The 371-nt window shown below is 53.1% G+C and carries 1 protein-coding gene; it reads right to left on the reverse strand.

Annotation, left to right across the window (positions count from 1 at the left end):
• Positions 1-349: tubulin beta chain (locus QWY28_RS23305; RefSeq protein WP_300955304.1), on the reverse strand; the 349-nt coding region annotated here is incomplete at its 3' end.
• Between the last annotated feature and the right edge of the window lie 22 nt (positions 350-371).

Here is a 371-nt window from a genome sequence, read left to right on the forward strand (position 1 = left end):
CGGAGATACGTTTGAACAACTCTTGGATGGCGGTCGAGTTGCCGATGAAGGTAGCCGACATCTTAAGCCCTCTGGGTGGAATGTCGCAAACGGCAGTCTTTACGTTGTTGGGGATCCATTCTACGAAGTAGCTGCTGTTCTTGTTTTGGATGTTCAGCATTTGTTCGTCTACTTCTTTCATCGACATCCTGCCTCTGAATACGGCGGCCACTGTGAGGTAACGTCCGTGTCTGGGGTCGCAGGCAGCCATCATGTTCTTGGCGTCGACCATTTGGGGGGTGAGTTCAGGTACGGTCAAGGCCCTGTATTGCTGGCTGCCTCGGGACGTAAGAGGAGCAAAGCCGGGCATGAAGAAGTGAAGACGTGGGAAA

This window comes from Nocardioides oceani, assembly GCF_030412965.1.
In the GTDB taxonomy this organism is placed as follows: Bacteria; Actinomycetota; Actinomycetes; order Propionibacteriales; family Nocardioidaceae; genus Nocardioides; species Nocardioides oceani.